Raw genomic sequence first — 25,725 nt, forward strand, 5'->3', positions numbered from 1 at the left:
TAATATATTTTTAAGTATTCAAAGAGGTGAAGTATGGCTATTTCGTTTACTGGTTTAGGTTCAGGGCTAGCGGTATCAGATATTGTTGATGCACTTGTTAATGCTGAACAAGCACCGGCTGAGTCTCGCTTAAATACTACAGAAGGTAAATTAACGACAGATATTTCTGCTGTTGGTGCACTTAAGTCAGCGCTTGAAAAAGTGCAAACCTCAATGGAAGCATTGGGTGATAGCGACAAATACCAACAACGTAGTACATCAGGTACTGATGACTTTATATCTATAAGTGCAGACGAAGATGCTCAACCAGGTGGTTATGATGTAAAAGTTAACAACTTAGCCACGGAGCATAAAATATTGTCGCAAGCATTCGATGCTGATACGGCGGTAGGTGAGGGAACAATGACCCTAACCTCTGGTGATAATAGCTTTGAAATTGAAGTCTCAGATACTGCGACACTTAGTGAAATTCGTGATGCGATAAACGATAGCAACGATAACGACAGTATTAATGCGACTATCATTACTGATGATAGTGGCCAGCATTTGGTTATGTCCGCTAAAAATAGCGGTGCAGAAAATGAAATTAAAATAGAGATTGCTGATACCGATGGTAATAACACTGATGTAAATGGTCTTTCCCGTTTGGCATTTGACACTGCTGGTGTGCAAAATGCGAGTGAAGTAATTGCAGCAATTGATGCATCAATTACCATTGATGGCTCGCTAACTGTAAGTAGTTCATCTAATGAATTTGCCGGAGTGATTGACGGTATAACAATAACAGCTAAAAAACCGCACGATATCGATGACGACATAAGCGACATATCAATTACCGAAAATAATAATAATATTAGAGCAGGCTTAAATAGCTTTATTGAAAGTTATAATGAGCTGTTAGAGCTGAGCAATAACCTAGGTGCCTCAAGTGAAGCGGGTGCAGGAGTCATGGCTGGAGATTCACTACTTCGAGGCGTTATGTCAAAGCTTCGTAGTGAAATAACTGAATCAGTTGATTTAGGTGACGGTAACTCGTTATCACTTTCGCGGCTAGGTGTAGAAACAGACCGTTATGGTGTTTTAACGCTAAATACAGAAACACTCGATGAGCAAATAGACGCAGATGTAAATTTAGTGCAGCAGTTTTTTGTAGGTAATGACGATGATGGCTTCGCACAGTCTTTTGATGAGCTAATGAGCTTTTATACAGATTCTGACGGCATTATCCAAAACCGAATTGATAGTAAAACAAATCAGCTAGACGATTTAGATGATCAGCGCTTGGACCTTGCCAGTAAAATGGAGTCGCTATCGTCTCGCTTATATGCTCAATATAATGCGATGGATTTATTAGTGGCGAGCCTTAATAACACCAGCAGTTATGTTCAAGCTCAATTAGAGAATATGCCAGGCGTAGTACGAGATAACTCTTAGTAGATAAGTATGATATTAAATTAATAACTAAATTAAGAAAGCACAAAAAAACCGTTATTTAAAACGGTTTTTTTGTGTTTTCTATTTAAGTAGATTTTAGCGACTTGCTTTATAAGCTTTAATCGCCTTACCTGATTTTTTATGTTTAATAATAGCTTTAGATGACTCGTTTTTTGCACTATTCGCTTTTACTAAAATAGTATTTATACGAAGCTGAACTAATTCTAATTGCTCTGCGCTTGGGCCGTCGCTGCTCTCGCACCATTGCTTTAGTTCAACATTTAAAGTGTCTAAAAGAGGCTGAGCTTCGTCTGCATTATCATCATTTACTAACACTTCAATTTTACTAAGCAAGTTTTGTATGAGCTCAGAGTAGTTAGTTAATGGCTCTGAAAATGTTGGCGAGTCCATAATTGAAATTAAACCGCAGGGCTTCGTTGATCTAGCGGAATATTATCCCAGCCTTCTTTAATTTCTTTAACAATACTTGATACTTCCACAATTGCTTCAATATCGTTGTTTATGTTCGCTTGCGTTAAACGGCGCTGGCAGTAATCGTAAAGTGCCAATAAATTGTTAGAAATACTAGGGTCTTGTTCTACTTCTAAATTAAGTGCGTCTTGCAGTGCACCAAATAATAAAACACAGGCTGAAATGTTTTCACCTTTTTTTTGTATTTCTTTGCGCTCAATAAACCCTTTTGTTGCTGCTAAGCGACCGATAATATTACTGAATATAAGGTTTATTTGTTCGTAAGGAGCCATTTCGGCAATACTACTGGCACGAACTTGACTGTATTTTTTTACTGAGACATGAGCCATGGGAAAATCCTAAAATTTAAAACGATAAAATTATGTGAAAGCTAATACAAAAAATTAATTAAGCTTTTATACTTTTATAAGAACAAAGCAATATTAATGCCAAGCATTTTCACTTATTTATGTATCGGCATTTGTAACTTCAACTTAAATTTATAATTGAGTTTATTTACTAACAATAGCATTTTTATTGCAGAGTAAATTAATTTTTAGGGCTAAGTTATAGTTAGGTAATAGTTAGGTAATAGTTAAGTAATGGCTAAGTTAAAACTATAACCCATACTTAATGATTAACTATTAAGTATGATTGACTTAACTAGCCCGCCTGTTTTTTGGCGTTTATGTCAAAAAACTGCCGCTATCACTTGCATCCATGCTGAACTGGCTTACAATTTAACTAATTATACAAATTAGTGAAAGTACGGCTCGCTAAATATGATCTTGATTTTAGATAATAATAACAACCGCGCAATAGGATTAAATGCTTCACTTGGCTTTATTGGTGAGGCTGCTCAACTATTAAGCGAAGACTGCTTTGAACAAGAATGCAAAAAATATCAGCAGCAAGAATGCATGATTATTTTAGGAGCGTTGCAATCACTTGACCACGAAAGCTTAATTAAACGCTATCCAACATTACCCTTTTTGTTAATTGGCGAAACGCTAAAACCACTATTAAGTATAGCTAATGTAGTGGGGCTTATTTGCGAGCCGTTTAATCACGAAGTAACAACTCAGTTACTTCACGACTGCCAGCAGTATCAGCGTATGCTGCCTAATGAGCATAAGCATTCTAAACCACATAAAACTTTTGATGGACTTGTTGGTGAAACAGAGGCAGTCAAAGATGTTCGCTTTTTAATTGAACAAGTGGCAAAAACTGATGCTAATGTTTTAATTTTGGGCGAATCAGGCACAGGTAAAGAAGTGGTTGCCCGTAATGTACACTTGCTTTCAAAGCGCATTAATGGACCGTTTGTACCTGTAAACTGTGGTGCTATTCCGGCAGAGCTGCTCGAAAGTGAACTATTTGGCCACGAAAAAGGCGCGTTTACTGGTGCTATATCGGCTCGTAAAGGGCGCTTTGAACTAGCTCAAGGCGGGACGCTATTTTTAGATGAAATAGGCGATATGCCACTGCAAATGCAAGTTAAGTTGCTGCGAGTATTGCAAGAACGCAGCTACGAACGTGTTGGTGGTACAAAGGCAATCCAAGCTGATGTACGCGTTATTGCGGCCACGCATCGTAATCTTGAAACAATGATTGAAGAGGGTAGTTTTAGGGAAGATTTATATTACCGTTTAAATGTATTCCCTATCGAAAACCCATCGCTGAGTGAACGAGCTGATGATATTCCGCTGCTTTTAAAAGAGTTAATGCGCCGTGTTAACGACCAGACTGGTTCTACCGCTAAGTTTACAGAGCGCGCAGTTGAGAGCTTAAAAGAACATGCTTGGCCTGGTAATATTCGTGAGCTTGCTAATTTGGTGGAGCGTATGGTTATTATGTTCCCTGACAAAGTGGTCGATATTCCTGATTTACCTAACAAATATCGTTACATTGAAGTTGAAGCCTACGAGCCAGAATACCCTGAAGAGTTAATGGAAAAAGACGCCTTTAACGACATATTTAGTACAGGCTTTAGTGATTACGAAAGTGAGCCAGACGCTGAGTTTAGCCAAACGGGTAGTGGGCTATTACCTGATGATGGTATTGAACTTAAAGATTATTTAGCAGAGCTTGAAATTAGCTTAATTACCCAAGCGTTAGAGCGCTATGATTACGTTGTAGCTCGCGCTGCAGAGATATTAGGGGTTCGCAGAACAACACTCGTTGAGAAAATGAAAAAGTATAATCTTTCACGAGATTAGAAGTACGAAAATGGTGAAATACTTTTCGTTATTTATTATTCATTTGTGATCAATCACTTTACGGGCTTTGCCCGTCACGCAAGCATGGCGTCTACAAGATAACCCAAACTTAAACCTTGGCGGTAGACGCTGAGTTTGCTCGCGTGAAAAGCGTAGCTTTTAATCATTTAAATAAAACGTTATTTCACAAAGAGAAAAACGAAGGTAAATGAGAAACCATAGTCAATTTACGCTTTACTTCTCTAAAGCGCAGCGTCTCTTAACCTCTTTGTGAACTAATCACTTTTATGGTTATAAATCACTTACTCACTAAAAGTCTTAATAATTTCTTCTTTCCTAAAACAATCATTACTGTGATCGTTAACCATACCGCAGGCCTGCATATGCGCATATACCGTTGTTGGGCCTAAAAACTTAAAACCCCGTTTTTTTAAATCTTTAGCAAATGCAGTTGATGCCTCTGTAATTGCTGGGTAGTCCTCAGCGTTATTTAAATTACTTATAATCGGTTTATTATCGACAAACTGCCATTGGTAGTTACTAAAACTTCCAAATTCTTTTTGTATTTCTATAAAGCACTTTGCGTTGTTAACAGTTGCCGCAATTTTTAATCGGTTGCGCACAATCCCTTCATCAAGCATTAGTCTCTCAACGTCATCTTGTGTGAATTGTGCCACTTTATCTACATCAAAATTAGCAAATGCTTTTTTGTAACCGCTACGCTTTTTTAAAATTGTGTACCAGCTTAAGCCGGCTTGCGCTGATTCAAGAGTGATAAATTCAAACAGCTTTGTATCATCATAAAGAGGGACGCCCCATTCTTCATCATGGTAAATAACGTAGTCGGGTTTAGTGGTGTCGAGCCACGGGCAACGGCACTTTTTTTGCTCACTCATTATTATTCCTTTTTGTGTGCGTCATTTTTATGTCGCTCAAATTATTGATGTAACTTAATGATAAGTATGTAAATAAATTTTGGTATAAATCGTGCATTTAGACATGTATCTACATCAATTCGAGATTTGATTATGGCCCTTGCTAGCGTGCTAAAACCACAGTTTTTTTCTGCAAATCAGTATAACCCATGTTTACTTCAAGAGGAGTACATTGGTGAATTAAGCGATCTGCGCAAGCAAGCAAGTTGGCTTTCGCATTTGGTTGATACCATGCCAGCAGGCGTGGTTGTACTTGATGGCAAAGGGTTGATTGCAAAAGCGAATCAAATAGCGATTGATATGCTTGGCGAGCCACTTGAAGGCGAACGCTGGTTTAATGTTATTCAGCGCTCTTTTAGGCCACATCAAGATGATGGCCATGAAGTGTCTTTAAAAGACGGACGCCTAATAAAACTTGATATTACTGCTTTAGCACCAGAGCCTGGGCAACTTATTTTAATGACGGATTTAACCGAAACTCGCCGCTTACAAAAACGTGTTGCACATATGCAGCGATTAAGCGCGCTGGGCAAAATGGTTGCATCATTAGCGCATCAAGTCCGTACGCCGCTCTCAGCCGCTATGCTTTATGCTGCTAATTTAGGGTCAAAGCGCTTACCCGAAGCATCTCGCGATAATTTTCAAACAAAGTTAATGTCGCGTTTAAAAGATTTAGAAACTCAAGTAAACGACATGCTGTTATTTGCTAAAAGTGGCGATCAGCAAGTTGTTGAGCAAGTTTCAATGCAGCAGCTTTTAACCGAAGTTAAAGCAGGTGCTGATGCGATGGTCGCACTTAATGAAAGTGAGCTAGATGTAAGCTTACCAGAACCCGATATACAAATAGTTGGTAATAAAACGGCATTGGCCAGTGCTATTCAAAATCTAGTGCACAATAGTATTCAAGTTATTGGCGGTGGCGCAAAAGTAAAAATTAGCGCACAAAGAGATTTAAAAGATTTAGATATGGTTCGTATTAGTGTGAGCGACAACGGCCCAGGTGTTGATTTAAGCCAAAGCGATAAAATTTTTGAACCATTTTTTACTACAAAAAGTCAGGGCACAGGTTTAGGGCTTGCTGTAGTGAGTTCGGTGGCTAGTGCGCACCAAGGCCGTGTTGATGTGACTAATAATACGCATGGTGGTGCCTGCTTTAGCTTGTTACTGCCTATTAAGGCAACATCTAAATTAGAGGGGTCATTATGAGTAACACTATTTTAGTTGTCGAAGATGACGCAGGGCTTCGTGAAGCCTTAATAGATACCCTTGAAATGTCGGGTATTGAATGTGTTGCAGCGAGCAGTGCTGAGCAAGCAATGTTACTGCTTAAAAAAGATCAATTTTCGCTTGTTGTAAGCGACGTGCAAATGGGCGCAATGAGTGGACTTGATTTACTACGCAGTATTAAATTAAACCACCCTGATTTACCTGTATTGATGATGACGGCGTATGCCACAATTGACGATGCGGTAGAGGCCATGCGCCTAGGTGCAATTGACTACATGGCAAAACCATTTGCACCTGAAGTGCTGTTAAATATGGTGAGCCGTTATTTGCCTGAAAAAGCAAAAGAAACCGACGGCCCCGTTGTTGCTGATCCAACTAGTATTCAATTATTGGAGCTTGCAAGTAAAGTAGCACGCTCTGATGCAAGTGTAATGGTACTTGGCCCAAGTGGTTCGGGTAAGGAAGTACTTGCGCGTTATATTCATGATAAGTCGAGCCGATGTAATGAGCCATTTGTAGCGATTAACTGCGCGGCTATTCCTGAAAATATGCTCGAAGCCACGTTATTTGGTTACGAAAAAGGGGCTTTTACGGGGGCGATTCAAGCATGTCCGGGTAAGTTTGAGCAAGCACAAGGCGGTACTATTTTACTTGATGAAATTACTGAAATGGACTTAGGACTACAAGCTAAACTTTTACGCGTACTGCAAGAACGTGAAGTAGAGCGTTTAGGGGGGTGTAAAACAATTCAGCTCGATGTACGTATTTTGGCAACCAGTAATCGTGATTTAAAAGAAGCCGTGTCTGAAAATCAGTTTAGAGAAGATTTATATTACAGGCTTAATGTTTTTCCACTTATGTGGCGTCCATTGTGCCAACGCCCTGGCGATATTATTGTATTGGCTAAGCATTTAATTGAGCGCCATATAAGTAAAAGCAAGGAGCCTATGGCGTATTTAGATAAAGCTGCCGAGCAAAAGTTACTGGCTCACGCGTGGCCTGGTAATGTGCGCGAACTTGATAACGTTATACAGCGTGCACTTATACTGCGAAGTGGCGATACAATAAACGAGCATGCTATTTTTATCGAAAACTTAGTATCTAATAACTTTGTTATGGAGCCTTCATTGGCACCGGCGCAAACCGTATCGCCAACAGAATTAGCTCATGCAGATAAAGGTGTTGATAAAAGCACGTTAAGCTCTGCATATTATGATGAAAAATTGCATGCTGAGGATGAGCCTAATCAAGGTTTGCTAGCGGCAGATACCGGTAGCTATAAAGATGAGCTTAAAGACAAAGAGCATCGTATTATTTTAGAAACCCTTGCACGTTGCCAAGGTAAGCGTAAAGACGTTGCTGAAACGTTGGGTATAAGCCCACGAACTTTACGTTATAAACTAGCGCAAATGCGCGATTTAGGTATTTCACTTCCTGCATAACCTCCTATAAACCCTAAGTTTGCGCTGCGAGCTTAGGGTTGTCAAAACTCTGACTCACACAAATTAAAGTTAACCCATTGTATTTTAATGATTAATTATTTGGCATGCTTTGTGCTTTATTACTTATAAGAGTTCACTGCGTGTCAGAGATAAATTATGAAAATTCAAAACAGTGCTGTATTTCAAGAAATGCAATCAATGGCTTTAGAAGCCGGCCGTAATAATCAAACTAATAAACTGCCAACTCAGGTGCAGTCTACTTCTACAGCACAATTTGGCGACATGCTAAGTGATGCAATAAATTCAGTGCACGGATTACAACAAGATGCCGCGCAAAAAGTAACAGCGGTTGAGATGGGGGATCGAAGTGTATCCCTTGCTGAGGCGATGATTGCTTCTCAAAAATCGTCAGTTGCTTTTGAGGCTACAGTACAGGTTCGTAATAAACTTGTTGAAGCTTATAAAGAAATCATGAACATGCCTGTTTAATTAGGTAGTGGAGAATTATTGTGGCGCAATCTAACCAATCTACAGACCTAGCACTTGCTGGTGGCGGTATTGACCAAAGTGGTGGTGATGATCAACAAGAACAAAAGTCAGGCTACTTAAGTGCTTTAAATGGTGTTGATGTATTGCGCCAAGTAACATTGGTTATAGCATTGGCTATTTGTTTAGCTATCGCGATTTTTATTATTATTTGGGCTCGTCAGCCAGATATGCGCCCGTTAGGCAAAATGCAAACAGAAGAACTTATTCAAACATTAGACTTTTTAGATGCGCAAAAAATTGAATACCAACTAGATGGCAATGTTGTATCGGTTGATGAAAGCGAATACCAAAACATTAAATTGCTAATGACCCGCGAAGGGTTAGAGCAAGGCCCTGCATCTGGCTCTGACATAATTATGCAAGATATGGGCTTTGGTGTAAGCCAACGCTTGGAGCGTGAACGTTTAAAACATGGTCGTGAACAGCAATTAGCACGCACCATTGAAGAGCTAAATAACATTACTCGCGCCAAAGTATTGTTAGCCATCCCTAAAGAAAACGTATTTGCCCGCAGAGAGAAAAAACCATCCGCTACTGTTGTATTAACACTTAAGCGTGGCCGCTCACTTGACCGTGAAGAAGTAGACTCTGTTGTTGATATGATTGCTTCTGCAGTACAAGGCTTAGAGCCTGCACGTGTTACAGTCACTGACCAAAATGGTCGATTATTAAATTCAGGTTCGCAAAGCTCATTAGCAGCACGCTCTCGTAAAGAATACGATTTAGAACGTAAGCGCGAACAAGAGTATCTTGAAAAAATAGACAGTATTTTAATACCGGTTGTTGGGCTTGCAAACTATACAGCTCAAGTTGATTTGAGCATGGACTTTAGCTCAGTTGAGGAAACTCAAAAGCGTTATAACCCAGACCTACCAGCGGTTAGAAGCGAAACCACATTTGAAGAAAATAACATTGGTGGTTTAGCTGTTGGTATTCCTGGTGCGCTTACAAATCAACCACCGCTAAACTCAAACATCCCTGAAGTTGCAGGACAAGGCGGCGCAGGCACAGCTACGTCACCAACACGTAGCCACAAAGAAGCAACACGTAATTATGAACTCGATACAACTATTTCTCACAAGCGCCAGCAAAGTGGTGTAATACGCAGAATAAGTGTGTCAGTTGCTGTTGACTATGTCCCTAAAGTGGGAGAAAACGGCGAAACAACTATGGCCCCGCGCTCGGTAGAGGCATTGTCAAATATTCGTCGCTTATTACAAGGTGGTGTAGGTTTTGATATGCAACGTGGTGATGCACTTGAAGTAGTAACAGTGCCGTTTGTACGTGAAGCAACAAATTTAGCAATAGAAGTGCCACTGTGGGAACAAGACTGGTTTATGAAAATAGCCCGCCTTGTACTAGGCGCCTTAGTTATAATTGTATTGATAATGGCAGTAGTAAAACCAATGCTTAAGCGCTTAATTTACCCAGACGATACACTAGAAGAATACGACGAAGATGCATTAAGTTCAGGCGTAGATATTGGCGACAATACACTTGATATGCTAAATAAAGACTTTGATTCTGCTTCGGTTGGTTTCTCAAGTGATGGTACACTGCAGTTACCGGATTTACATGGCGACGAAGATTTACTCAAAGCAATTCGTGCCCTTGTAGCTAACGAACCAGAACTATCATCACAAGTAGTGAAAGCGTGGTTAACAGAAGATGACTGATCAAGAACAAAAACAACTCCCGCCAGCCTTTGATGTTGATAAGCTAGATGGGGTAGATAAAGCCGCTATATTACTTTTGAGTTTATCAGAAGAAGATGCCGCGCAAATCCTTAAACACTTAGAACCTAAACAGGTGCAAAAAGTGGGTATGGCAATGGCTGGGCTACAGGATTTATCTCAAGCTAAAATTAGCGCTGTACACAACTTGTTTATAGAACAAATTCAAAGCTTTAGTACCATTGGTTTTCAGTCAGAAGACTTTATTAAAAAAGCGCTTACAGCAGCACTTGGTGAAGACAAAGCCGCTAGCCTTATTGACCAAATTGTTATGGGCTCAGGTGCTAAAGGCTTGGATTCATTAAAATGGATGGACTCTAAGCAGGTAGCAAACATTATTCGTAATGAGCATCCGCAAATTCAAACCATTGTATTATCGTATTTAGAGCCAGAACAGTCAGCTGAGATTATTGCTCAGTTCCCTGAAAAAGTGCGTTTAGATTTAACAATGCGTATTGCAAACCTTGAAGAAGTTCAGCCAGCAGCACTGCAAGAGCTAAACGAAATTATGGAAAAACAATTTGCCGGCCAAGCAGGTGCACAAGCCGCTAAAATGGGTGGCTTAAAAGCAGCTGCAGATATAATGAACTACCTAGATACCAATGTAGAAGGGCAGTTAATGGACTCTATTCGTGAGCATGACGAAGAGATGTCGCAGCAAATTCAAGACTTAATGTTTGTGTTTGAAAACTTAATGGATGTTGAAGACCGTGGTATTCAAGCAATCCTGCGAGAAGTACAACAAGACGTATTAATGAAAGCAATTAAAGGCACCGACGATGCCCTTAAAGATAAGATACTGGGCAATATGTCTAAGCGTGCAGCCGAAATGCTTGCTGATGATTTAGAAGCTATGGCACCTGTTCGTATAAGTGAAGTAGAAGCGGCGCAAAAAGAGATTTTATCAACAGCGCGTCGTTTATCTGACTCAGGTGAAATTCAGCTGGGCGGCGGCGGTGGCGAGGAGTTCTTGTAAACCATGAGCAAACTCAAAGGGCGCACACTTCGGGCTGATGAAGCAGATGAATTATTAAAAAACTGGGCTATTCCAGATGTAGCACCAGATGAGAGCAGCTTTGGCAATCGCTCTACAGCTTACGGTACACCGCTTAGTGATCTGTATAAAAAAGAATTAGCTGAAGAAATGCCAATTGATGAGCCACAAGAACCAGAATTGCCTGCGCTTACTATGGTTGAGCTTGAACGCATTAGGCAAGACGCCTACGAAGAAGGCCTCAAGCAAGGTCATGAGCAAGGCTACATAGACGGTTTTGAAAAAGGCGTTGGCGAAGGCAAAGAGGCTGGCTACAAAGAAGGCTTAGAGCAAGGTAAAACCAAAGGCCTTGATGACGTAAAACCATTAATTGAAGAGCAGTTAACAAGTTTAAAAACTATTTTAGAGGGACTTACTGCACCGCTAGATAAAGTCGATGAACAAGCTGAAAAGCAATTAGTACAACTTGCTAGTATGTTAGCGGAAGCTGTTATTTATCAAGAAGTAAAAACATCGCCAGATGTGATTTTACATACGTTAAAGCAAAGTATAGATTCTCTTAATGCCGAGCAAGAAAAAGTACGAATTCATTTAAACCCCGAAGATTTAGAGCTCATAAAAGAGAGTTACGGTGAACAAACCATTATTGATAATAACTGGCAACTAATGGCAGAGCCCACTCTTGAGCGCGGTGGCTGTGAAGTTAAAACAGCGCAATCATCACTCGATATGACCCTTAAAACACGTGTCAAAGAAACGTTGGATAGTTTTTTGCATAATAGTGGTATCTAACTATTTTATTGGCGTGTTATGTCAACTCAACGTGCACCTTTAAGCGAACGCTTATCTCAATATCAACAACATATTAAAACCCCAGCGCCTGCTGTGGCAGGTATTTTAACGCGTGTTGTTGGCCTTACCCTTGAGGCTAGAGGTTTACGTGCTCCCGTTGGTAGCCAATGTAAAATAGAAACTATGAACGGCTTTGTAGACGCCGAAATAGTCGGTTTTAACGATCAAACTTTGTATTTAATGCCTAATGATCATATCTCTGGTGTACTTCCTGGTGCGCGTGTAATTCCTCAAGTTAATAACTTAGGTTTACCTGTAGGGATGAGTTTACTAGGGCGCGTGGTTGATGGCTTAGGGCGACCGCTAGATGGCCTTGGTAAAATTAATGCTGAGCATCATTTAAAGTTTGCACAAAATACTATAAACCCGCTTTCAAGAAGACCAATCACTAAGCCTATGGATGTAGGTGTGCGTGCTATTAACTCGGTTATTACAGTAGGGCAAGGCCAGCGCATGGGCTTATTTGCAGGCTCTGGTGTGGGTAAATCAGTACTTCTCGGTATGATGACCCGAGGTAGCGAAGCCGATGTCATTGTTGTTGGTTTAGTGGGGGAGCGTGGTCGCGAAGTAAAAGAATTTATTGAAGAAATACTCGGTGTAGAGGGGCGCAAACGTTCAGTTGTTGTCGCAGCGCCCGCTGATTCATCACCGCTTATGCGTTTAAAAGGCTGTGAGAGCGCCGTAACTATTGCAGAGTATTTTAGAGATCAGGGTTTAAACGTATTATTGTTACTCGATTCGGTAACGCGTTATGCAATGGCGCAACGTGAAATTGCACTTGCTGTAGGCGAGCCGCCTGCTACAAAGGGTTATCCGCCTTCGGTGTTTGCTAAATTACCTGCGCTGGTGGAACGTGCTGGTAATGGCGGTGAAGGGCAAGGTTCAATTACCGCCTTTTTTACGGTGTTGAGTGAAGGCGATGATATGCAAGACCCTATTGCTGATGCAGCGCGAGCTATTTTAGATGGCCACATTGTATTATCGCGTGATTTAGCCGACAGCGGGCACTATCCCGCTATAGATATAGAAAAATCGATTTCGCGTGTTATGCCTCAAGTCGTTTCTGAACCACACATGCAACAAGCCCGTGTACTTAAGCAAGTTTATTCAATGTATCAACAAAACAAAGATATGATTACTTTAGGTGCTTATCAAAAAGGGACCGATCAAATGCTCGACCAAGCCATAAATATGATGCCAAGAGTAAATGCATTTTTACAACAAGGTATGCGAGATGTCATTAGTTACGATGATGGTCTGCAAGGTCTTGCTCAGTTACTAGGACAAGCATAATGGCTAAAAATAAACTCGATTTATTGCTCAAAATTGAAAATGATAAAGAAGAAAATTTGCGCATGAGTTACTTACAAGCCAATCAAAATTTGCAAGCAAATCAACAAAAGCTGCAAGGCTTAAATAACTTTAGACTTGAATATTCTCAACAGTTACACCTAAAAGGTAAGTCGGGTTTATCTAGTGCAGGGTTTGGTCAGTACCATGCTTTTATAGCTAAAATTGAAGAGGCAATTCGCCAACAAGCAAGTACAGTAAATACCGCTAAGCAAGTTGTTACTCAACGTAAAACGCTATGGCTTAAGCAGCAAATTAAAGCTAAAGCAGTTGCCAAATTAATCGAGAATCAAAAACTCAAAGCAAATGCATTAATGGCTAAAAACGAGCAAAAAATGTTAGATGAGTTTTCAGCTAATCAGTTTTTTCAACGTCGGAAAGCTTTGTAATTCAGGCACGTTAATTGCTTTGTTACTTAGTGGTATTCAACTTTTGGCGGTATGCGGTGGCATATTGCCGTAATGGTATTAGGTGATTTATGGCGATGAATAACATTTCGTTTTTAGTTTCTTCTGAAAAAGATTCACTGTTAGCTTTTAAAGACAATAGCTTAGCTAATGGCGAAGGAAATTTAGGCGAGGAATTTTTAAGCCAGCTAAACGAAGCGCATAACTCTATGGGGCCTTTGCTTAAGGGCAATAAAAATCCCGATGCCGAAAACTCGATTGCCATACCTAAGCATAAACAGCCAGAAGAAAATGAAAATCTGAGCGTAAAGCTAGATGAAATAACAACAGACGAAGTTACTTTTTTATCTGTTGAGATGCTTGATCAAATTAATTCAGCACAAGCAATGAGCACCTCGATTAATAAGCCGTTCGATGCAACTAAAAGTATAGAATCAGAAGACGCAGACTTAGAAACCACCTCAGTAATTTTATCTGCTAATACAAGTGATGAAGTAACGACTGAAGAAGCGAATACAGCGAGTGTAGTGCAAAATCCAATTGCCACTAATGTAGACTCTAAAACGGCTAAATTAATTGATTCAAAAAGCGATAACTTAAGCTCACTACCTTTGAACTCTTTACCATTAAATGAAGGCAAGCATCGGAAAAGTGGTGTTGCTGAAGCTATTGAAGGGCCATTAAATTCTATAAATAAAAAGCCAGATGACAGCCCTGGCTCTACAGTAGAAAAACCTGAATTTGCATTAATGAGTTCTAAAGAGCAGCTAGGACAAAATAAGTCTGCTGATAAAAATAATACAGTTTTGCCAACTCCCGCCGACAAAGCGAGCGTTACTCAGTCTCCTTTAGCCACAACTGAAGGTGATAATAATGCAGCAATAGATACGTTAATGACTAAAGATGCGAGCTTAATTAAAGCTAATAGCGTTATTGCTAGTTTAACGTCTGAGCAGCGCTCACAACTTAACGCGCAAGTTAAGGTATTAGAGAACGCTGATTCAACAAATAGCGCAACTAGTAACACTTCAAATCTTAAGCAAATGCTTGCACAATTTATTACTGATAACGAAAAAGCGCAAAGCGCGGTAACAAAACACTCTTTTAGCGCAGAAATAAATTCACTTAATACAACTGAAAAACAAAGTTTATTAACGCAATTAAACGCATATATTAAAACAGAGCAGCCTAAAGGCGAGCAGTTGTCAGTGCTTAAGCAAACAGTTAATGAGTTAAAAGCTTCTATTGAAATTGGGCTTGCTGATACCGCTAAATCAGACTCAAAAACGTTTGTGGCCTCAGAGACTCCTAATACAGTATATGATCCACAAAAGTTAAGCTTAAAGGCATCTACAAACGAAGGCGCGGATATTAATAAAGCCGTAGCAACCTCAGCTAAGCGTGATGATTTATTAAAATCATTTGAAGAGTTACAAAAAGATGGGCTTAGAAAAATAACGGCAGAACAAACTCCTGGACGCGTAGCACAAGTATTTACGCAAATTACAGCCGCTTTAAATACTCAGCAAACGAGCACATTAAGCCAATACGACTCATTAAGTTACGAGCAGAGCTTACTTGATACCCAAATAATTCAAACTCAACAATTACAAAGTACATCACAAGTTAAGCAAGTAAGTATTGATCCAGGTGTAATGCAGGCAATTAATATTGTTAAAAGTGATGCAGCTAAATTACTGCAAGAGCGCGTTAGCTCAATGTTGAGCATTAATAATAAAGAAGCAGAAATTCGCCTCGATCCTCCAGAAATGGGCAGCATGCAAATACGTATTCGTAGCGATGCAGAACAAGCACATATAAACTTTGTTGTACAAAACCAGCAAGCCAAAGAAGCGCTTGAACAATCAATGCCGCGCTTACGTGAAATGTTAGCGCAACAAGGGCTAGAGCTTGGTGAAAGCACTATTTCTTATGGGCAATCAGGTGGTGAAACAGCTGAGCAAAGTGAGAGTGGAGCCCAAGGTAATTTGGCTAATAATAAGTCAGTTAATGATGAAAATGACGAGCAAGCAAATAACACTGCACAAAGTTCTCGACAACAAACTTCATCATCAATAGATTACTATGCCTAAGTACTGCTATTATAATAGTTAAAACAAGCAAGTACCTTTGCGATTAAAGGAATCATGATGGCTGAAGAAGCAAGTTTAGAAATCGAAGAAACCGGTAAAAGTAAAAAGAAACTAATAATAATCATAGTAGCTGTACTACTTATTGCAGGTGGTGCTGCGGGTTACTTTTTTATGTCAGGTTCGGATGCGCCAGTTGAAACCTTAGATGAAGAGACTGCGATGTCGACTGATGCTGCTCCTGCAGCTTCTGGTTCATCAGCAGAAGTTGGTAGTGCTTTATATGTTGCTATGCCACGCCCATTTGTATTTAACGTGCCTGGCTCAAGTCGCGATAGAATTGTACAAATTAAAGTACAATTATTAGTACGTGGCGAAGTAAATGAAGAAACAGCCAAAAAACATATTCCACTAATAGAAGGGACGCTATTAAGCGTGTTTTCTACTACAACAGCTGATGAATTAAGTACGAGCTCTGGTAAAGAAACACTTCGTTTTTCTGCACTTGAAAAGGTACAAAAAGCCTTAATGGATGTTGAAGGCAGTAAAGTAATTGAGCGGGTATTGTTTACCGGCTTTGTGATGCAATAAGGGGTTAGCGTGAGCGATTTATTATCCCAAGACGAAATTGATGCGCTATTACATGGCGTTGATGACGTTGAAGAGGAAGATATACACGAAGGTGAAGATGGCGGGGGAAGTACGCTTCAGTACGATTTTTCTTCGCAAGATCGGATCGTACGTGGTCGTATGCCGACGCTGGAAATTGTTAACGAACGCTTTGCTCGTCATATGCGAATTAGCCTATTTAATATGATGCGTCGCACCGCAGAGGTGTCTATTAACGGCGTGCAAATGATTAAGTTTGGCGAATATATTCATACTTTATTTGTTCCAACCAGTTTAAATATGGTCCGTTTTAGGCCTTTAAAAGGCACTGGCCTGATTACCATGGAAGCACGACTTGTGTTTATTTTGGTAGATAACTTTTTTGGTGGTGACGGGCGTTATCATGCAAAGATAGAGGGCCGAGAATTTACCCCAACAGAGCGCCGGATTGTACAAATGCTCCTTAAAATAATCTTTGAAGATTATAAAGAAGCATGGGCACCGGTTATGGATGTATCGTTTGAATATCTCGATTCAGAAGTAAACCCAGCTATGGCGAATATTGTAAGTCCAACAGAGGTTGTGGTTATTAGCTCTTTTCATATTGAGCTTGATGGCGGTGGCGGCGATTTTCATATTGCACTTCCGTATTCGATGCTTGAGCCAATCCGAGAGCTTTTAGATGCGGGTGTTCAATCTGATACAGAGGATACCGACTTACGTTGGAGCAAAGCACTTCGTGATGAAATAATGGATGTTGAGGTTGATATGTCGACTCAGTTACTTGAAGTTGATTTGACCTTAAAGCAAATTATGGAATTAAAAGCAGGTGATATTATTCCGGTTGAAATGCCTGAGCATATAACCGTATTTGTTGAGGAACTCCCTACATTTAGAGCCAAGATGGGTCGCTCTCGCGATAATGTTGCGCTTCAAATTAGTGAAAAAATTAAACGACCTGATTCAGTTAAATCTGAGCTGCATGTGTTTACCAAAGGCGGCAAGAAAATTGACTCAGATGCAGAATTAGCAGAACTAGAAGATGATTTACACCTCTCTGACGGTGTAGACTTAGACTGGTAATTGATTAAAAGGTTAAAAGTATGAGCGATGATCAAGACACAATGGATGAATGGGCAGCAGCATTAGCAGAAGCCGAAGGCCCAGATGATAGTGGCGAAGCACATGTTGCAGAGCTTGATGAGTTAAGTGATTCAAAACATGAAATGAGTGGTGATGAAAAACGAAAACTCGACACTATTTTAGATATCCCCGTTACTATTTCAATGGAAGTAGGGCGCTCTAAAATCAACATTCGTAACTTACTGCAACTTAATCAAGGCTCTGTTGTTGAGCTTGACCGTGTTGCGGGTGAGCCGCTAGACGTGCTAGTTAATGGTACTTTAATCGCTCATGGCGAAGTAGTTGTAGTAAACGACAAATTTGGTATTCGCTTAACTGACGTGATAAGCCAAGTAGAGCGGATCAAAAAATTACGATGAGCTTATTAGTTGCTTTAACGACTACCGTTTTTTCAAAAGCAAATGTGGCAACACCCACTGGGGATATACTCTCTATGGTGCTGTCGCTTGTAATGGTGCTAGTACTGATTATTGTACTGGCATTTTTTGTTAAAAAGCTTAACCCTAATTTAGCAAATAGTGATGAGTTTAAAGTAGTTAGAAGTCTACCTTTAGGTTCTCGCGAGCGTTTAATGGTTGTTGAGATAGATAATGCTCAGCACTTACTTGGTGTAACTCCCCACAGTATTAATTATTTACACAAGTTAGAAACCCCATTAAGTGAAAAAGAACTGCCTGAACTCGCTAAACGATTTGGTAAACTTTTAAACCCGCAATCAAACCAAAATAAAAAGAATTAAACCTATGACAAAGTGGCTGCTTATTATTTTTGCCATGGTGTTTGTACCAAATGTAAGTGCAGAAGGAATTGATGCCCTTACTATTACAACAAACGCTGATGGCACACAAGATTACTCAGTAACGTTACAAGTTTTAGCAATTATGACGGCGCTGAGTTTTATACCGGCCGCCATAATTATGATGACCTCTTTTACACGAATTATTGTTGTACTCGCCATTTTGCGCCAAGCAATTGGCTTACAGCAAACACCGTCAAACCAAGTGTTATTAGGTATGTCACTTTTTTTAAGTATTTTTATAATGGCGCCTATTTATCAGCAGGTAAACGAGCGAGCTATAGAGCCTTACTTAAATGAGCAGGTTACATCAGTAGAGGCTTTAGAGCTTGCTAAAGAGCCAATGAAAGCATTTATGCTTTCACAGGTGCGTTTAAAAGATTTAGAAACGTTCGCTAAAATTGCTGGTTACGATCAGCTAAATTCGCCACAAGATACGCCATTAATAGTGTTAATACCGGCCTTTGTAACCAGCGAACTGCAAACGGCATTTATAATTGGGTTTATGTTTTTTATCCCATTTTTAATTGTTGATTTAGTGGTCGCTTCGGTATTAATGGCGATGGGTATGATGATGCTTTCCCCCATGATAGTGTCCTTACCGTTTAAAATTATGCTGTTTGTACTTGTTGATGGTTGGAGCTTAGTGATGGGGACTCTAGCTAAAAGCTTTGGTTTAGGGACTTAGTATGCAAAGCATTAACATGACCCAACAATAGGAGTACAACATGGAACCGGAAATTTTTGTTGATATTCTAAGTGACGCGCTGTTTTTAGTTATTAAATTGGTGTCTGCAATCGTTGTCCCAGGCCTAATTATTGGTTTAGTGGTTGCTGTGTTTCAGGCGGCAACATCAATCAATGAACAAACGTTGAGCTTTTTACCTCGTTTATTAATTACCATTAGTGCGCTAATTGTAGGTGGGCACTGGCTTACTCAAGAACTGATGGATTTTTTTACTCGCCTAGTATTACTTATTCCTGAAATTGCAGGTTAAACGTGGAATACCCCTTTGCAGTTGTTATTCAATGGTTGAGCGATTTTTTGCTGCCCCTAGTACGCATTAGCTCAATGATTATGATTATGGCTGGTTTAGGTGCTAAAAATGTCCCTACGCGTATAAAAATGGGGTTATCAGTTGTTGTAACTTTTCTTGTCGTTCCTGTTCTGCCGCCCGCTACATTCACTAATTTATTTTCGTTTGAGATGATTTTAGTCGTTATTCAACAAATGCTGATTGGTGTTGCTATTGGTTTTGCATCTATACTTTTATTAAATACTTTTGTGTTAGCAGGGCAAATACTTGCGATGCAAACCGGTTTAGGTTTTGCTTCGGTTATTGACCCCTCTAATGGCGCAAGCGTCCCAGCGGTTGGCCAGTTTTTCCTTATTTTGGCCACCTTGCTATTTTTTGCTTTTAACGGTCATTTAATGATGATTCAAATGGTGGTGCATAGCTTTCAAGTGCTACCCATTGATGGCACATGGTGGTCTGTAGATCATTACTGGGACATAGTGACTTGGGGTGGCTGGATGTTTACTACAGCACTGGTACTCTCACTTGCACCGCTTACCGCAATGCTCGTTATTAATATGTCGTTTGGGATTATGACGCGTGCAGCGCCGCAATTAAATATTTTCTCTATTGGTTTTCCGTTTACCTTGGTAGCTGGACTTATTATTATTTGGGCAACACTAGGTAACTTTGTTACTCAGTTTGAGTTTCAATGGTTAAAAATGGTTGAGCTAATGTGTACTTTAGTTGGTTGCTCACCTTAGGAGAAAGTCATGTCTGAAGACTCAGGACAAGAAAAAACAGAAGAACCGACATCCAAAAAGCTTGAAGAATCTAAAAAGAAAGGCCAAATAGCACGCTCAAAAGAGTTAGGTACCATGTTTGTACTTATTTTTTCGGCTATATCGCTTTTGATGTATGGTCCTGAAATTGGTAAAGGTTTATACAATGTAATGGGCCGAACCCTTAGCTTAAACCGCAACGAAGCCTTTGATACTACTAAAATGTTTGCCGTGTGGGGAGAGGTTGCAGACGCGTTGATGTTTCCTATGGCTATGTTTGTGTTAATTATCGTTTTGGCTGCATTTATTGGTAATACGTTACTCGGTGGTTTTAACTTTAGCTGGGAAGCTGCTGCACCTAAAGCAAGTAAAATGTCGCCAATGAAAGGCTTTAAGCGGATGTTTGGCCCACAAGCGGCTATTGAGCTTGTAAAGTCACTTTTAAAATTTGGTTTAGTAGCAAGTTTTGCAGTGTTTTTAATTAATACTTATTTTGATGAAATACTGCATTTAAGTTTAGAAAGTGCGCCGGGTAATATTATTCATGCCTTAGAGATTTTAGGGTGGATGTTTTTAGGCCTTTCGTGCACTTTAATTGTTATTGCCGCCATTGATGCACCATTTCAAAGTTACAACCATAACAAACAACTTAAAATGACAATGCAAGAAATTAAAGATGAGTATAAAAACTCTGAAGGTGACCCACAAATAAAAGCGCGCATTAGGCAAACACAAAGGCAAATGTCGCAAAACCGCATGATGCAAGATGTTCCTGACGCTGATGTTATTGTTACCAACCCAACTCACTACTCTGTAGCATTAAAATACGACACGGAGCGCGCAGGTGCGCCTATAGTGCTTGCTAAAGGCATTGATGAAATGGCGATGCAAATTCGAAAAGTAGCAATAGGGAATGAAGTACCTATATTAGAATCCCCCATGTTGACCCGAGCGCTTTATCATACGGCTGAAGTAGGAGAGCAAATACCCGATCAGCTATTTACCGCAGTAGCACAAGTTTTAGCGTATGTATTTCAGCTTAAGCGCTTTAATAAAGGGCGCGGTAAACGTCCAACTAAGCTCAATAAAAAGCTGCCAATCCCTGATGCCTACAAGTATTAAACCGTTAACTGAGTAACTTGGAATAGTTATTGCAAATTCTACGTAGTGTCAATTTTTTGAAATTGTAGAATTATGAGTTTTAAAGCGGTATTACAACAACTTAACAGAGACAAAAAAGACTATGCCAAAGGGGTAGGTACACCTTTGCTTGTGCTTGCTGCCTTGGGAATGGTGATTTTACCACTACCGCCATTTTTACTCGATATCCTTTTCTCGTTTAATATTGCTCTCGCGTTAGTGGTTTTACTTGTAACTGTTTACACGATGAAGCCAGTTGAATTTGGTATTTTCCCCTCTGTATTACTAATCGCTACAATTATGCGCTTAGCACTTAACGTTGCCAGTACTCGAGTTGTGTTACTTGAAGGCCATAATGGTGGTGACTCTGCCGGTAAAGTAATTGAAGCGTTTGGCTCAGTTGTTATTGGTGGTAACTACGCTGTTGGTTTGGTTGTGTTTTTAATCCTGATCATTATTAACTTTGTAGTAATTACTAAAGGTGCTGGTCGTATTTCTGAGGTATCTGCGCGTTTCACCCTTGATGCAATGCCGGGTAAACAAATGGCAATTGACGCCGATTTGAACGCAGGCTTTATCAGCGCAGAACAAGCGCGTGACCGCCGCGAGGAAGTAACTCGCGAAGCTGATTTTTACGGCTCAATGGATGGTGCGAGTAAATTTGTAAAAGGTGATGCGATTGCAGGTATTGTTATACTAATCATCAATATTGTTGGTGGTTTATTTGTCGGTATGATCCAGCACAATTTGAGTTTTGGCAATGCAATGGAAGTATATACATTACTTACCATTGGCGATGGCTTAGTTGCTCAACTCCCTTCTTTACTGCTTTCAATTGGTACCGCGATTGTTGTAACACGCCAAAATGAGTCGCTCAATATGGGGGACCAATTTAAGAAACAACTAGGCAACGAAAAGTCACTCTTTATTGCATCTGGTATTTTGATCATCATGGGCTTAGTGCCTGGTATGCCGCATATTGCTTTTTTAAGTTTAGGTGCGTTACTGGGTTACTTAGCTTACTACACACAGCAAAGTAAATTAAAAGCTGCTGCGGCAGAAGCTGAAGAGGCCGCTAATGGCGGAAGCGTTGCAACGGGGGTTGCTAATAAACAAGAACAAAAAGAACTAGGCTGGGATGACGTTCAACAGGTTGACGTAATTGGCTTAGAAGTCGGTTATAGATTAATTCCGTTAGTGGACCAATCACAAGGTGGTGAGCTACTTAATCGTATTAAGGGTGTACGTAAAAAGCTTTCTCAAGAGCTTGGTTTTTTAGTACCGCCGGTACATATACGCGACAACTTAGAGCTTGACCCTAATGCTTACAGAATAACGCTAATGGGGGTTTCAACCGGTGAAAGCGAGCTTAAGCATGGCGACGAGCTAGCGATTAACCCAGGACAAGTATTTGGTCCAATTAAAGGGGTTGAAACAAAAGATCCTGCGTTTGGCCTTGATGCCGTATGGATCAAGCCAGATCAAAAAGATGAAGCACAATCACTAGGTTATACCGTTGTAGATTCAGCTACGGTAGTTGCCACTCATATTAGCCAGTTATTAACTAACAGTGCAGCGTTATTACTAGGGCATGAAGAAGTTCAAAACCTACTTGATATGCTTGCTAAAAGCCATCCTCGCTTAGTGGAAGGACTAGTACCTGATGTATTGCCATTAACTGCTATTGTAAAAGTACTACAAAATTTATTAAATGAAGGCGTGGCTATTCGCGATATGCGCTCAATTGTTCAAACTCTTGTTGAGTATGGCCCACGTAGTCAAGACCCTGATGTATTAACGGCTGCAGTGCGTATTTCACTGCGTAGATTAATTGTTCAAGATGCGGTGGGTATGTCATCAGAAATCCCTGTCATAACCTTGGCGCCTGAGTTGGAACAGATGTTGCATCAGTCATTGCAAAATGCAGGCGATGAAGGTGCCGGTATTGAGCCAGGACTTGCAGAGCGACTTCAAGTGTCATTGACACAAGCGCATCAAAATCAAGAAATGGCCGGCGAACCTTCTATATTGCTAACGTCAGGAATGTTACGCACTGTGTTATCTCGTTTTGTTAAGTACACCATTCCAGGATTGAGAGTGATGTCTTATCAAGAGGTACCAGACGAAAGACAGATCAAAATTGTAAGCTCGGTAGGCCAACAATAAGATTTTAACAGGGGTTGAATCATGAAAATTAAACGTTTTTTTGCTAAAGATATGCGCACAGCACTTAAAGAAGTTAAAGATGAGTTAGGTGTTGATGCGGTTATTATGTCAAATAAAAAACTGGCTAACGGTGTAGAAATTGTAGCGGCAGTTGATTATGACAAAGCAGCCCCTAAAGTAGCAGCGCAACCACAACGCCCTGCAGAGCCGCGTACTCAGGCGCCACAACAAAGCATGCATAACTTTGTAAAACCAGAGCCACAGCGTGCCAAGCCTGAGCCTCAAGCAAAAGTTGCTGACAGCCTACAAGCATTATTAGAGCGTCAATCACCGCGTCCTCGTTCTCCTGAGCTTGCATCGATGTTTTCACAATCGGGTATTGATACTACTGATAACTATCAAGAACCTGATATGGGGCAGCGTACTAAAAATATGTTTGCTCCTGAAGCTGCTGCGCCAGTTCGTCCACAAACTCAAGCGGATAGCTTAGGCTTTGATGATTTAGACCGCGACTTTGATGATTTAGATAGCCCAGTAACCACTCGCCAACAAGCACCTAATAATGAAAGCGAAGAAATGACAACAATGCGTGAAGAAATGAACGCAATCCGTCAATTATTAGAACACCAAGTATCAGGCTTGATGCAGCAAGATATGGCGCGTCGCGATCCAACACGCGCTTGTATGGTTGACCGTTTAGTCGGTATGGGTATCGATAAAGAAGTAGCACAGCAAATGGCATGTTTTGTACCTGATGATGTGTCTCGTAAGCAAGGTTGGAAAGCATTGTTAACTATGGTCGAAGATCAAATGCAAACAACCAATAATGAAATACTTCGCCAAGGTGGTGTATATGCGTTAGTGGGTCCAACAGGTGTGGGTAAAACAACGACTGTTGCTAAGCTTGCAGCTCTAGGCGCACAAAAATATGGTGCCGATAAAGTGGCGTTAATAACCACTGATACATACAGAATTGGTGCTTATGAACAACTTGCAACATATGGTCGTATTATTGGTTGTGGTGTTAAGCAAGTTAAAGATGCTAATGAATTAGCTGAAGTTTTATATCATTTACGAAATAAACGTCTAGTATTAATTGACACAGCAGGTATGAGCCAGCGAGATTTACGTTTAACTGAGCAATTAAACACGTTAATGCGTAACCAACGTGTAGATATTCGCAGCTACTTAGTACTTAGCGCGACAGCACAAATTAATGTATTGCAAGAAACTGTACGTCACTTTAAAAAAGTACAGTTAAGTGGCTGTATTTTCACTAAGTTAGACGAATCATTAAGTTTGGGTGAGATTATTAGTATTGCGATTCAAAATCGCCTTCCAATAGGGTATCTTACTAATGGTCAACGAGTACCAGAGGATATTCGTGTTGCAAATGCTGAGAAACTAGTTAAAAAGGCTGAGCAATTATATTTAAAAAGAACAAAAGAACAACATTCAAGGCACCAAGCAGTGGCGCCAAGCACAGTAGGGATGTATGATTAACACAGTATTAGATCAAGCAAGCGGCCTGCGCAAAATGAGTCAAAACAATAACAACGGCGTAAAAGTTATCGCTGTAACCGGTGGTAAAGGTGGAGTAGGGAAAACAAATGTTTCTCTAAATACAGCTATTGCACTTGGGCAGCAAGGTAATCGAGTATTAGTGCTGGATGCTGACTTGGGTTTAGCAAACTGTGATGTGATGCTTGGTTTACGTGTAGAGCGTAACTTGTCACATGTCTTGTCTGGTGAATGTGAGCTTGATGAAATTTTAGTTGAAGGCCCTGCAGGAATTAAAATTGTACCCGCTACATCGGGTTCGCAAAGTATGGTTGAATTATCACCATCTGAGCATGCTGGGCTAATTCGTGCGTTTAGCGAATTGAATACCGAATTTGATATTTTAATTGTAGATACAGCTGCTGGTATTTCAGACATGGTACTGAGCTTCTCGCGTGCAGCGCAAGATGTAATGGTTGTTGTATGCGATGAGCCGACATCAATCACCGACGCTTACGCACTTATTAAAGTATTAAGTCGTGAGCACGGCGTTTATAAATTTAAAATTGTTGCCAATATGGTGCGCAGTATGCGTGAAGGCACTGAATTGTTTGCAAAGCTATCTAAAGTTACCGACCGCTTTTTAGATGTATCAATGGAGCTAGTAGCAACGGTTCCTTATGATGAAAATATGCGCAAAGCAACACGTCGTCAAAAAGTAATAGTAGAGCTCTTTCCAAATTCGCCAGCCGCTCTTGCGTTTAAAACGCTGGCAACAAAAGCAGTTAAATGGCCAATACCCAACCAACCATCTGGGCATTTAGAGTTTTTCATTGAGAAACTAGTAAACGGTTAATTATGACAACACTG

The 25,725-nt window shown here is 40.3% G+C and carries 25 protein-coding genes; 22 read left to right on the forward strand and 3 right to left on the reverse strand.

What is annotated here, in order from left to right:
* The first annotated feature begins 33 nt into the window (after window positions 1–33).
* Window positions 34–1,434 (forward strand): flagellar filament capping protein FliD, encoded by a 1,401-nt coding sequence (gene fliD / locus H5157_RS07930; RefSeq protein WP_182721216.1) that lies wholly within the window; start codon window positions 34–36, stop codon window positions 1,432–1,434.
* Window positions 1,435–1,530: 96 nt separating this feature from the next.
* Here the strand turns inward: fliD and H5157_RS07935 are convergent, their stop codons facing one another.
* Both H5157_RS07935 and fliS read right to left on the reverse strand, forming a co-directional pair.
* Complete coding sequence (locus H5157_RS07935; protein WP_182693698.1) at window positions 1,531–1,845, reverse strand: hypothetical protein; 315 nt, start codon at window positions 1,843–1,845, stop codon at window positions 1,531–1,533.
* A gap of 8 nt (window positions 1,846–1,853) precedes the next feature.
* Window positions 1,854–2,255, reverse strand: coding sequence for a flagellar export chaperone FliS (gene fliS, locus H5157_RS07940; RefSeq protein ID WP_182712652.1), 402 nt, complete (start codon window positions 2,253–2,255; stop codon window positions 1,854–1,856).
* Window positions 2,256–2,687: 432 nt separating this feature from the next.
* Here fliS and H5157_RS07945 point away from each other — a divergent pair, with 432 nt between their 5' ends.
* Window positions 2,688–4,124 (forward strand): sigma-54-dependent Fis family transcriptional regulator, encoded by a 1,437-nt coding sequence (locus tag H5157_RS07945; protein ID WP_182675115.1) that lies wholly within the window; start codon window positions 2,688–2,690, stop codon window positions 4,122–4,124.
* A gap of 302 nt (window positions 4,125–4,426) precedes the next feature.
* On the opposite strand, the gene H5157_RS07950 is transcribed toward H5157_RS07945, so the two are convergent.
* On the reverse strand, window positions 4,427–5,020 hold the full coding sequence (locus H5157_RS07950) for a DNA-3-methyladenine glycosylase I (protein ID WP_182721181.1): 594 nt from the start codon (window positions 5,018–5,020) through the stop codon (window positions 4,427–4,429).
* Between the two features lie 132 nt (window positions 5,021–5,152).
* Here H5157_RS07950 and H5157_RS07955 point away from each other — a divergent pair, with 132 nt between their 5' ends.
* The 20 genes from H5157_RS07955 to H5157_RS08050 all read left to right on the forward strand — a co-directional run bounded on the left by H5157_RS07955 (window position 5,153) and on the right by H5157_RS08050 (window position 25,711).
* Window positions 5,153–6,265, forward strand: a complete 1,113-nt coding sequence (locus tag H5157_RS07955; RefSeq protein WP_008168789.1) for a PAS domain-containing sensor histidine kinase — start codon at window positions 5,153–5,155, stop codon at window positions 6,263–6,265.
* Complete coding sequence (locus H5157_RS07960) at window positions 6,262–7,728, forward strand: sigma-54 dependent transcriptional regulator (RefSeq protein WP_182724510.1); 1,467 nt, start codon at window positions 6,262–6,264, stop codon at window positions 7,726–7,728. Before H5157_RS07955 ends, H5157_RS07960 begins: the two co-directional genes overlap by 4 nt.
* A gap of 156 nt (window positions 7,729–7,884) precedes the next feature.
* Window positions 7,885–8,217: a flagellar hook-basal body complex protein FliE gene (fliE, locus tag H5157_RS07965; RefSeq protein WP_039484631.1), complete on the forward strand. Its 333-nt coding sequence runs from the start codon at window positions 7,885–7,887 to the stop codon at window positions 8,215–8,217.
* A 20-nt stretch (window positions 8,218–8,237) separates the two neighbouring features.
* On the forward strand, window positions 8,238–9,953 hold the full coding sequence (fliF, locus tag H5157_RS07970; RefSeq protein WP_039484629.1) for a flagellar basal-body MS-ring/collar protein FliF: 1,716 nt from the start codon (window positions 8,238–8,240) through the stop codon (window positions 9,951–9,953).
* Window positions 9,946–10,986 carry a flagellar motor switch protein FliG gene (gene fliG / locus H5157_RS07975; protein WP_007581881.1) on the forward strand — a complete coding sequence of 347 codons (1,041 nt, stop codon included), beginning with the start codon at window positions 9,946–9,948 and terminating at the stop codon, window positions 10,984–10,986. Before fliF ends, fliG begins: the two co-directional genes overlap by 8 nt.
* 3 nt (window positions 10,987–10,989) lie before the next feature.
* The gene (gene fliH, locus H5157_RS07980) at window positions 10,990–11,796 is read left to right on the forward strand and encodes a flagellar assembly protein FliH (protein WP_002959339.1); all 807 of its coding nucleotides are present in this window, start codon (window positions 10,990–10,992) and stop codon (window positions 11,794–11,796) included.
* An 18-nt stretch (window positions 11,797–11,814) separates the two neighbouring features.
* Window positions 11,815–13,149 carry a flagellar protein export ATPase FliI gene (gene fliI / locus H5157_RS07985; protein WP_002959338.1) on the forward strand — a complete coding sequence of 445 codons (1,335 nt, stop codon included), beginning with the start codon at window positions 11,815–11,817 and terminating at the stop codon, window positions 13,147–13,149.
* On the forward strand, window positions 13,149–13,595 hold the full coding sequence (gene fliJ / locus H5157_RS07990; protein ID WP_002959337.1) for a flagellar export protein FliJ: 447 nt from the start codon (window positions 13,149–13,151) through the stop codon (window positions 13,593–13,595). Before fliI ends, fliJ begins: the two co-directional genes overlap by 1 nt.
* Before the next feature lie 89 nt (window positions 13,596–13,684).
* Window positions 13,685–15,706, forward strand: coding sequence for a flagellar hook-length control protein FliK (locus tag H5157_RS07995; protein ID WP_182724511.1), 2,022 nt, complete (start codon window positions 13,685–13,687; stop codon window positions 15,704–15,706).
* Between the two features lie 57 nt (window positions 15,707–15,763).
* Window positions 15,764–16,294: a flagellar basal body-associated protein FliL gene (gene fliL, locus H5157_RS08000; RefSeq protein WP_002959335.1), complete on the forward strand. Its 531-nt coding sequence runs from the start codon at window positions 15,764–15,766 to the stop codon at window positions 16,292–16,294.
* Window positions 16,295–16,303: 9 nt separating this feature from the next.
* Window positions 16,304–17,395 (forward strand): flagellar motor switch protein FliM, encoded by a 1,092-nt coding sequence (gene fliM / locus H5157_RS08005; protein WP_002959334.1) that lies wholly within the window; start codon window positions 16,304–16,306, stop codon window positions 17,393–17,395.
* 20 nt (window positions 17,396–17,415) lie between these two features.
* A complete protein-coding gene (fliN, locus tag H5157_RS08010) occupies window positions 17,416–17,814 on the forward strand; it encodes a flagellar motor switch protein FliN (RefSeq protein ID WP_002959332.1) in 399 nt (132 codons plus the stop codon).
* Complete coding sequence (gene fliO / locus H5157_RS08015) at window positions 17,811–18,194, forward strand: flagellar biosynthetic protein FliO (protein WP_182724512.1); 384 nt, start codon at window positions 17,811–17,813, stop codon at window positions 18,192–18,194. Before fliN ends, fliO begins: the two co-directional genes overlap by 4 nt.
* A gap of 4 nt (window positions 18,195–18,198) precedes the next feature.
* Entirely contained in the window at window positions 18,199–18,939 is a 741-nt protein-coding gene (gene fliP, locus H5157_RS08020; protein WP_002959327.1) for a flagellar type III secretion system pore protein FliP, read from the forward strand.
* A 40-nt stretch (window positions 18,940–18,979) separates the two neighbouring features.
* Entirely contained in the window at window positions 18,980–19,249 is a 270-nt protein-coding gene (gene fliQ, locus H5157_RS08025; protein WP_002959325.1) for a flagellar biosynthesis protein FliQ, read from the forward strand.
* 2 nt (window positions 19,250–19,251) lie between these two features.
* The gene (fliR, locus tag H5157_RS08030) at window positions 19,252–20,031 is read left to right on the forward strand and encodes a flagellar biosynthetic protein FliR (protein ID WP_024596364.1); all 780 of its coding nucleotides are present in this window, start codon (window positions 19,252–19,254) and stop codon (window positions 20,029–20,031) included.
* Window positions 20,032–20,040: 9 nt separating this feature from the next.
* Window positions 20,041–21,171, forward strand: coding sequence for a flagellar biosynthesis protein FlhB (gene flhB / locus H5157_RS08035; protein WP_024596365.1), 1,131 nt, complete (start codon window positions 20,041–20,043; stop codon window positions 21,169–21,171).
* Between the two features lie 72 nt (window positions 21,172–21,243).
* Window positions 21,244–23,355 (forward strand): flagellar biosynthesis protein FlhA, encoded by a 2,112-nt coding sequence (gene flhA / locus H5157_RS08040; protein WP_039484610.1) that lies wholly within the window; start codon window positions 21,244–21,246, stop codon window positions 23,353–23,355.
* Between the two features lie 21 nt (window positions 23,356–23,376).
* A complete protein-coding gene (flhF, locus tag H5157_RS08045) occupies window positions 23,377–24,858 on the forward strand; it encodes a flagellar biosynthesis protein FlhF (protein ID WP_182692825.1) in 1,482 nt (493 codons plus the stop codon).
* The gene (locus tag H5157_RS08050; protein WP_002959312.1) at window positions 24,851–25,711 is read left to right on the forward strand and encodes a MinD/ParA family protein; all 861 of its coding nucleotides are present in this window, start codon (window positions 24,851–24,853) and stop codon (window positions 25,709–25,711) included. Before flhF ends, H5157_RS08050 begins: the two co-directional genes overlap by 8 nt.
* Window positions 25,712–25,725: the final 14 nt, after the last annotated feature.

It is taken from the genome of Pseudoalteromonas sp. SG43-3 (assembly GCF_014164385.1).
GTDB lineage: Bacteria > Pseudomonadota > Gammaproteobacteria > Enterobacterales > Alteromonadaceae > Pseudoalteromonas > Pseudoalteromonas distincta.

Bases quoted from the DNA above. Each gene is read 5' to 3' on its own strand.
- H5157_RS07945 (WP_182675115.1), top strand. From the start codon at position 2,688: ATGATCTTGATTTTAGATAATAATAACAACCGCGCAATAGGATTAAAT.
- flhA (WP_039484610.1), top strand. From the start codon at position 21,244: ATGAGTTTTAAAGCGGTATTACAACAACTTAACAGAGACAAAAAAGAC.
- flhB (WP_024596365.1), top strand. From the start codon at position 20,041: ATGTCTGAAGACTCAGGACAAGAAAAAACAGAAGAACCGACATCCAAA.
- fliI (WP_002959338.1), top strand. From the start codon at position 11,815: ATGTCAACTCAACGTGCACCTTTAAGCGAACGCTTATCTCAATATCAA.
- fliO (WP_182724512.1), top strand. From the start codon at position 17,811: ATGAGCTTATTAGTTGCTTTAACGACTACCGTTTTTTCAAAAGCAAAT.
- H5157_RS08050 (WP_002959312.1), top strand. From the start codon at position 24,851: ATGATTAACACAGTATTAGATCAAGCAAGCGGCCTGCGCAAAATGAGT.
- H5157_RS07950 (WP_182721181.1), bottom strand. From the start codon at position 5,020: ATGAGTGAGCAAAAAAAGTGCCGTTGCCCGTGGCTCGACACCACTAAA.
- fliN (WP_002959332.1), top strand. From the start codon at position 17,416: ATGAGCGATGATCAAGACACAATGGATGAATGGGCAGCAGCATTAGCA.
- fliE (WP_039484631.1), top strand. From the start codon at position 7,885: ATGAAAATTCAAAACAGTGCTGTATTTCAAGAAATGCAATCAATGGCT.
- H5157_RS07935 (WP_182693698.1), bottom strand. From the start codon at position 1,845: ATGGACTCGCCAACATTTTCAGAGCCATTAACTAACTACTCTGAGCTC.
- fliS (WP_182712652.1), bottom strand. From the start codon at position 2,255: ATGGCTCATGTCTCAGTAAAAAAATACAGTCAAGTTCGTGCCAGTAGT.
- fliG (WP_007581881.1), top strand. From the start codon at position 9,946: ATGACTGATCAAGAACAAAAACAACTCCCGCCAGCCTTTGATGTTGAT.
- H5157_RS07955 (WP_008168789.1), top strand. From the start codon at position 5,153: ATGGCCCTTGCTAGCGTGCTAAAACCACAGTTTTTTTCTGCAAATCAG.
- flhF (WP_182692825.1), top strand. From the start codon at position 23,377: ATGAAAATTAAACGTTTTTTTGCTAAAGATATGCGCACAGCACTTAAA.
- fliD (WP_182721216.1), top strand. From the start codon at position 34: ATGGCTATTTCGTTTACTGGTTTAGGTTCAGGGCTAGCGGTATCAGAT.
- fliP (WP_002959327.1), top strand. From the start codon at position 18,199: ATGACAAAGTGGCTGCTTATTATTTTTGCCATGGTGTTTGTACCAAAT.
- fliL (WP_002959335.1), top strand. From the start codon at position 15,764: ATGGCTGAAGAAGCAAGTTTAGAAATCGAAGAAACCGGTAAAAGTAAA.
- fliJ (WP_002959337.1), top strand. From the start codon at position 13,149: ATGGCTAAAAATAAACTCGATTTATTGCTCAAAATTGAAAATGATAAA.
- fliH (WP_002959339.1), top strand. From the start codon at position 10,990: ATGAGCAAACTCAAAGGGCGCACACTTCGGGCTGATGAAGCAGATGAA.
- fliQ (WP_002959325.1), top strand. From the start codon at position 18,980: ATGGAACCGGAAATTTTTGTTGATATTCTAAGTGACGCGCTGTTTTTA.
- H5157_RS07960 (WP_182724510.1), top strand. From the start codon at position 6,262: ATGAGTAACACTATTTTAGTTGTCGAAGATGACGCAGGGCTTCGTGAA.
- H5157_RS07995 (WP_182724511.1), top strand. From the start codon at position 13,685: ATGGCGATGAATAACATTTCGTTTTTAGTTTCTTCTGAAAAAGATTCA.